Below are 7,482 nucleotides of genomic sequence, written 5' to 3' on the forward strand. Positions count from 1 at the left end.
GGCAGGATCTCTGGCTCATGGAAGGGACAACCATATGAAAAGGGTTGGGAATCAAAGCATGCTAGCAGTGGCGCCTTGCTTCACCAATGCGGTTAAATTTCGGTGAGATGGCGGAGCAGCTGACTCTTAATCAGCGGGTCTTAAAACGGAATTCGGCAGTCAGCACACCTACAACAGGCCGTGTTTCCTGAATTCCGCCTGCTCGTCACCTGATATCCAGCCAAACACCTTCAGCTTGCCGTCACGCTTTTCGACGAGATAGTTGACCGCAAAGTCGATGGTCACGGGACTCCCATCCTTGCGTTCATAGTCACCGGCCCAGTTTACCTCAGCCACGCAATGGTCCTGGTCGACAGGTGTCACAGAGACCTCCTTGCAGGTCATCCTCTTGCTGCCGAGGGCACGATAGGCCTCAAAGCCCTTTGTCATGATGGCCTTCAACTGCTCGCCATTCTCGCCAACCATGACCGCTGCCGGCGTCACCGAGACAAAACCGGCCGAATACATGTCCGCGACGTCGTTGAGATCGACGGTGTCGGCGATCGCGTCATTGTAGATTTTCTCATAGACCTTGAAGAATTTTCGCACATCCGCCTTGGCTACCATTCTCGCCTCCCGGCTCGAAAAAGTGTTGATCAACGGTACTGCAAATGCGGGCTGCCGTGCATCGTTCCGCCGACGCGACCTACCCCAGCCGCCCCAGCACCGGGAAATTTTCCAGCAGCCAATAAGACACCGTCTGCACGCCGCCGGTGAGGAAAAACACGCCGGCGACCACCAGCAGCGCGCCGATCGCTTTTTCGACGCGGCCGAGATGGACGCGGAATTTGCCAAGGAAGCGCATGAAGGCGCCGGAAAACAGGGCGGCGATCAGGAACGGGATACCCAGCCCGAGCGAATAGGCGGCGAGCAGCAGCGCGCCCTCGCCCACCGTCTCGCGGCCGCCGGCCAGCGTCAGGATCGGACCGAGCACCGGACCGATGCAGGGCGTCCAGCCGAAGGCGAAGGCCAGCCCCATCACATAGGCGGCGACCGCACTTGCCGGCTTGCCTTGCGACCGGAAGCGCGCCTCGCGCGACAGCAGTGGAATGCGCAGGATGCCAAGGAAATTCAGGCCCATCAGGATGATCAGCACGCCGGCGCCCATCGCCAGCGGCTCCTGCCAGACACGCAGCAGCCGGCCGATGGTTGAAGCGCCGGCGCCAAGCGCGACAAAGACGGTCGAGAAGCCGAGCACGAAAGCGATCGAGGAATAGAGCAGCGCGCCGCGTGCGCCTTCCCTCGCCGTAGTTCCCGCATTGCCACGGAAATCGTCGACCGAGACGCCGGCCATATAGCAGAGATAGGGCGGCACCAGCGGCAGCACGCAAGGCGACAGGAACGAGATGGCTCCCGCCCCGACCGCGCTGACATAGCCGATGTCCAATGCCATTTCCAGGAACTCCACCGTCGTGCCGCTGATATAGCGACGCGCAGCCTTGTCCACCAATCACCATTGTGTTGGCAAGATCATGCTTGCCGGGGAAGAAACGGCAGCCCCTGGGCGTTGACACAGCGAGGCCGCGATTTCCCGCGCGTCTCCAGATAATACCAGTCAGGGAGATTTCCATGAAAACCATAACCGCAGGACTGGCAGCGCTTCTGCTCAGCACCGCCGCATCCTTCGCCGTCGACGCGTGGAAGGAAGCCGAGGTCAATGGCACCAAGATCTACACCGACGCCAATGGAATGACGCTCTACACCTATGACAAGGACGAGAAGGGCAAGAGCAATTGCTACGACAAATGCGCCACCAACTGGCCGCCACTGAAAGCCGAAGCCGGCGCTAAGGCGGACGACGAATGGACCGTTGTCGACCGCACCGACGGCACCAAGATGTGGGCCTATGACGGCAAGCCGGTCTACACCTTCATCAAGGACAAGAAGCCCGGCGATGTGACCGGCGACGGCGTCGGCGAGGTCTGGCATATCGTCAAGGCCGACTAAGCACGCCAATCCCGCTGCTGGCGGGAGAAGGGCTGGTCGCCGGCATCTCCATGCACTCGGCGGCCGGCATCGAACAGCCCCTTATAAGTGTCGCTAAGTGTCGCCCTTCCGGTTTGGGCAGCATTTCAACGACTCGGCGGAAAAATGAATCGGGTCGTTTCCGCTCACTCGGGGACCACCATCTCCCTTTCCCAAATTCTGTGATTTTCTCCATACACTCTAAGAGTGTATTGCTTCGGACCGGCCCGCAATTTGGGCGCTTCCCCTTGACCGGATGCAAAAGCGCGGCCATGTGAGCGACAAATAGAACGAGATTTCGTCGCGCGCAGCGGAATTCTTCTGCCGCACCACAGCTGATATGAGACCTCATGGACGTCGTCGTCGTCGAATCGCCGGCCAAGGCGAAGACAATCAACAAATATCTCGGCAAGAACTACAAGGTTCTGGCCTCGTTCGGCCATATCAGGGATTTGCCGGCCAAGGATGGCTCGGTGCGTCCGGATGAGGATTTCGCCATGTCCTGGGCGGTCGACACCGCCTCGGGCAAGCGACTCGCCGACATCGCCAAGGCGGTCAAGGATGCCGATGGCCTGATCCTCGCCACCGACCCGGATCGCGAAGGTGAAGCCATCTCCTGGCATGTACTGGAGGTGCTGAAGCAGAAGCGCGCGCTGAAGGACAAGCCGGTCAGCCGCGTCGTCTTCAACGCCATCACCAAGTCGTCGGTGCTGGAGGCGATGGCCAATCCGCGCCAGATCGATGCGCCGCTGGTCGATGCCTATCTCGCCCGCCGGGCGCTGGATTATCTCGTCGGTTTTACGCTGTCGCCGGTGCTGTGGCGCAAGCTGCCGGGCGCCCGCTCGGCCGGCCGCGTCCAGTCGGTTGCGCTGCGCCTGGTCTGCGACCGCGAATCCGAGATCGAGCGCTTCATCCGCGAGGAATACTGGCAGATCGCCGCCCTGCTGGGTACGCCGCGCAACGAGAATTTCGAAGCGCGGCTGACCGCCTTCGATCGCAAGAAGCTGCAAAAGCTCGACATTTCCAACAAGGCGCAGGCCGACGACATCAAGTCGATGCTCGAAGGCGCGACCTTCAAGGCGGTGTCGGTCGAAGCCAAGCCGACCAAGCGCAATCCCGGCCCGCCCTTCACCACTTCGACGCTGCAGCAGGCCGCCTCATCGGGCCTGGGCTTCTCGGCCAGCCGCACCATGCAGGTGGCGCAACGTCTCTATGAAGGCATGGAGATCGGCGGCGAGACCACAGGTCTCATCACCTATATGCGAACCGACGGCGTGCAGATGGCACCCGAGGCGATCGACGCCGCACGCGACGCCATTGCCAAGGAATTCGGTCCGAAATACCTGCCGGAAAAGCCGCGCCAATATACCGCCAAGGCCAAGAATGCCCAGGAAGCGCACGAAGCGATCCGCCCGACGGATTTCATGCGCACCCCGGCATCGGTCAGGCAATATCTCGATTCCGACCAGATGCGGCTCTATGAGCTGATCTGGAAGCGCGCCATCGCCAGCCAGATGCAGCCAGCCGAGATCGAGCGCACCACCGCCGAGATCGAAGCGGTCAACGGATCGCGCACCGCAGAGCTGCGTGCCATCGGTTCGGTCGTTCGGTTCGACGGTTTCATCGCCGCCTACACCGACCAGAAGGACGACGATGCGGAAGACGAGGAAAACCGCCGCCTGCCTGAAATCCGCGCCGGCGAGCAGCTAGCCCGCCAGGCGATCAATGCCACCCAGCACACCACCGAGCCGCCGCCGCGCTATTCCGAAGCTTCGCTGATCAAGAAGCTGGAAGAACTCGGCATCGGCCGGCCTTCTACCTATACGGCGATCCTGAAGACGCTCGAGGACCGTGACTACGTCACCATCGACAAGCGCCGGCTGGTGCCGCAGGCCAAGGGCCGGCTGCTGTCGGCCTTTCTTGAAAGCTTCTTCAAGCGTTATGTCGAATACGACTTCACCGCGTCCCTCGAGGAAAAGCTCGACGAGATTTCCGACGGCAAGCTCGCCTGGAAGGACGTGCTGCGCGATTTCTGGAAGGATTTTTCCGGCGCCGTCGCCGACATCAAGGAACTGCGCGTCACCGACGTGCTCGACGCGCTCAATGAAGAACTGGCGCCGCTGGTGTTCCCGACGCGGGAGGACGGCTCCAATCCGCGCATCTGCCCGAAATGCGGCACCGGCAATCTGTCGCTGAAGCTTGGCAAGTTCGGCGCCTTTGTCGGCTGCTCCAACTATCCCGATTGCTCCTTCACCCGCCAGCTCGGCGATGCCGCCAATCCCAATGGCGAGAATGGCGGCGGCGAGGACGGCACCAAGGTGATCGGCAAGGACCCTTACACGTCAGAGGAAATCACGCTGCGCAGCGGTCGCTTCGGCCCCTATCTGCAGCGTGGCGACGGCAAGGAGGCCAAGCGTTCCAGCCTGCCCAAGGGCTGGACGGCCGAGTCGATCGACCACGAAAAGGCGCTGGCGCTGCTGTCGCTGCCGCGCGATGTCGGCCAGCATCCGGAAACCGCCAAGATGATCTCAGCCGGGCTTGGCCGCTACGGCCCGTTCGTGCTGCATGACGGCACCTATGCCAATCTCGAAAGCATCGAGGACGTGTTCTCGATCGGCCTCAACCGCGCCGTATCGGTGATCGCCGAGAAGCAGCTGAAGGGCAAGGGCGGCCGCAATGGCGGTACTGCCGCGGCGCTGAAGGAGCTTGGCGACCATCCCGATGGCGGCGGCAAGATCGTCGTGCGCGACGGCAAATACGGGCCTTACGTGAATTTCGGCAAGGTCAATGCTACGCTGCCCAAGGGCAAGGATCCGCAGTCGGTGACGATCGAGGATGCGCTGGCATTGATTGTCGAGAAGGAAGCCAAGGGCGGCGGCGGCAAGAAGCCTTTCCGAAAGGCAGCCGCGGCCAAGGCCCCGGCGACCAAGAAGGCGGCAGCCAAGAAGCCGGCTGCGAAGAAGCCGGCCGCGAAGAAAAAAGGATAGGACAGCGTGGCGCGCAAGATCACCGGCAGAACCCACGGCGATCCGCGCACCGCCGACACCAGAGCCAAGGTCAAGGACGACTACCGGCCCTCGCGTGACGAAATCCTGCGCTACATCGCCGAAAATCCCGATCGCGCCGGCAAACGCGACATCGCCAAGGCGTTCGCACTGCGCGGCGACGACCGCATCTGGCTGAAGGATATTTTGCGCGACTTGCAGGACGAAGGCGTCCTCACCAAGGAGCGCAAGGGGCTGGCTCGCGTCGGTGCCCTGCCCCATGTCACGGTCCTCGATATTTTCGACCGCGATGCCGATGGCGTGCTCTTGGCCCGTCCTACCGAACACACGGCCAATGGGCCGCCGCCTATCGTTTCCATCCGCCTGTCGCGCAGTGGCAGTGGACCGGCGCCCGGCATTGGCGACCGCGTGCTGGCCAAGACCTTTCCGGCCGACGACACGAACGTCGCCCTGGGCGGCCCCGCCTACACCGGGCGGGTGGTGAAGATTTTCGAAAAACGTACCGATGCCGTGCTCGGTGTCTTTCGCATCTTGCAGGACGGCACCTTCCGCATCGAGCCCGTGGAACGGCGCCAGCCCGAACTGATCGTCGACAAGGAGTTCCAGAACGGCGCCAAGAACGGTGATCTGGTGGAGGTCGAGCCGGCGCGGGCTTCCCGCTATGGGCTGCCGAGGGCCAAGGTGCTTAACGTGCTGGGCTCTCTGACCAGTGAAAAGGCGGTCTCTATGATCGCCATCCACGCGCACGACATTCCGCATATCTTCCCGGCCGACGTCATCGCAGAATCCGAAGCGGTCAAACCGGCGACGCTGGATCACCGCGAGGATTGGCGCGACCTGCCGTTGATCACCATCGATCCGGCCGACGCCAAAGACCATGACGACGCCGTCTTCGCCACGCCGGATCTCGACGAGAAGAACCCCGGCGGCGTGGTTGCCACTGTCGCAATCGCCGACGTCGCCGCCTATGTGCGCTACGGCACGGCGCTCGACCGCGAAGCATTGAAGCGCGGCAATTCGGTCTATTTCCCGGATCGCGTCGTGCCGATGCTGCCCGAGCGCATCTCCAACGATCTCTGCTCGCTGCGCGAGGGCCAGGACCGTCCGGCGCTCGCCGTGCGCATGGTTTTTTCAGCCGAGGGCCGCAAGCTCAGGCACTCCTTCCATCGCATCATGATGAAGTCGGCGGCAAAGCTCGCCTACCAACAGGCTCAGGCGGCTATCGACGGCGCGCCGGACGACAAGACAGGTCCGATCCTCAAAACCGTGCTGAAGCCACTGTGGGACGCCTATGCGATCCTGAAGCGCGGCCGCGACGGCCGCCAGCCGCTCGAACTCGACCTGCCCGAGCGCAAGATCGTGCTCAAGCCGGACGGCACCGTCGATCGCGTCATCGTGCCGGACCGGCTCGATGCCCATAAGCTCATCGAAGAATTCATGATCCAGGCCAATGTCGCGGCGGCCGAAACGCTCGAGGCGAAGAAACAGGAATTGGTCTATCGCGTCCATGACGCGCCATCACTGGCCAAACAGGAATCGCTGCGCGAGTTCCTGCAGACATTGGGCCTGTCACTCGCGCGCGGCGCGCAGATGCAGCCAAGCCAGTTCAACGGCATTTTGGAGCGCGTGCGCGGCGCCGACAATGAAGGCCTGGTCAACGAAGTGGTTCTGCGCTCGCAGAGCCAAGCCGAATACTCGCCAAAGAACATCGGCCATTTCGGTCTCAACCTCCGCCGCTACGCGCATTTCACCTCGCCGATCCGCCGCTATGCCGATTTGATCGTGCATCGCGGACTTATTGCCGCACTCGGATTGGGTCCGGGCGGGCTGACGCAGGACGAAGCGGCACGGCTCGAAGATGTCGCCGTGCTGATTTCCGGGACGGAACGCCGCGCAATGGCGGCCGAGCGGGACACGGTCGACCGTCTGATCGCCGCCTACCTTGCCGAACGCGTCGACGACCGGTTCGATGCCCGCATCTCCGGCGTCACCAAGTCAGGACTATTTGTCCAATTGCCGCAGTACGGCGCGGATGGTTTCATCCCGGTGTCAACATTGAACGGCGATTACTATATATACGACGAAACGGCCCGCTCCCTGTTCGGAGAACGCTCGGGCAAAGGCTATCAACTCGCGGACCGCGTCGAGGTCCGTCTCATCGAGGTGGCGCCGATGGCCGGGGCGATGCGCTTCGAGATGTTGACCGACCCGAAGCCTCTGCCGGGCTCCAAGCGGTCGTTTCACAAGGCCAAGGGCCGCGCTCGCGCGTCGCAATCGCGACCGGGTTCGCGCGGCAGGAGACGATGATGACAACAGCCATGGAAGAACAGGTTTTCGGCGGAGAACATCACTCGGGCCGGACCGCGCGCCCGCTGTGGACGGCGATGAAGCGCGGCCTGCTCGGCCGCTGCCCGCATTGCGGCGAAGGCAAGCTGTTTCGCGCTTTCACCAAGACCGTCGACACATGCAGTGT

Annotated in this window: 5 protein-coding genes; 3 read left to right on the top strand and 2 right to left on the bottom strand. The window is 62.5% G+C overall.

What is annotated here, in order from left to right:
* Positions 1 to 168: 168 nt before the first annotated feature.
* Both EN749_RS26075 and EN749_RS26080 read right to left on the bottom strand, forming a co-directional pair.
* Entirely contained in the window at positions 169 to 606 is a 438-nt protein-coding gene (locus tag EN749_RS26075) for a nuclear transport factor 2 family protein (RefSeq protein WP_128364238.1), read from the bottom strand.
* A gap of 79 nt (positions 607 to 685) precedes the next feature.
* A complete protein-coding gene (locus EN749_RS26080) occupies positions 686 to 1,432 on the bottom strand; it encodes a cytochrome c biogenesis CcdA family protein (protein ID WP_128288540.1) in 747 nt (248 codons plus the stop codon).
* A 176-nt stretch (positions 1,433 to 1,608) separates the two neighbouring features.
* Between EN749_RS26080 and EN749_RS26085 the strand changes: the two genes are divergently transcribed.
* The 3 genes from EN749_RS26085 to rnr all read left to right on the top strand — a co-directional run bounded on the left by EN749_RS26085 (position 1,609) and on the right by rnr (position 7,316).
* On the top strand, positions 1,609 to 1,986 hold the full coding sequence (locus tag EN749_RS26085) for a hypothetical protein (protein ID WP_128288537.1): 378 nt from the start codon (positions 1,609 to 1,611) through the stop codon (positions 1,984 to 1,986).
* 368 nt (positions 1,987 to 2,354) lie between these two features.
* Positions 2,355 to 4,991 (top strand): type I DNA topoisomerase, encoded by a 2,637-nt coding sequence (gene topA, locus EN749_RS26090; protein WP_128364239.1) that lies wholly within the window; start codon positions 2,355 to 2,357, stop codon positions 4,989 to 4,991.
* A 6-nt stretch (positions 4,992 to 4,997) separates the two neighbouring features.
* Positions 4,998 to 7,316 (top strand): ribonuclease R, encoded by a 2,319-nt coding sequence (gene rnr, locus EN749_RS26095; protein WP_128364240.1) that lies wholly within the window; start codon positions 4,998 to 5,000, stop codon positions 7,314 to 7,316.
* Positions 7,317 to 7,482 lie beyond the last annotated feature (166 nt).

The sequence above is a fragment of the Mesorhizobium sp. M7A.F.Ca.ET.027.02.1.1 genome, assembly GCF_004022985.1.
GTDB lineage: Bacteria > Pseudomonadota > Alphaproteobacteria > Rhizobiales > Rhizobiaceae > Mesorhizobium.

Excerpts from the sequence above, each read along its gene's own strand:
- EN749_RS26075 (WP_128364238.1), bottom strand. The coding sequence starts at position 606 with ATGGTAGCCAAGGCGGATGTGCGAAAATTCTTCAAGGTCTATGAGAAA.
- EN749_RS26080 (WP_128288540.1), bottom strand. The coding sequence starts at position 1,432 with ATGGCATTGGACATCGGCTATGTCAGCGCGGTCGGGGCGGGAGCCATC.
- EN749_RS26085 (WP_128288537.1), top strand. The coding sequence starts at position 1,609 with ATGAAAACCATAACCGCAGGACTGGCAGCGCTTCTGCTCAGCACCGCC.
- topA (WP_128364239.1), top strand. The coding sequence starts at position 2,355 with ATGGACGTCGTCGTCGTCGAATCGCCGGCCAAGGCGAAGACAATCAAC.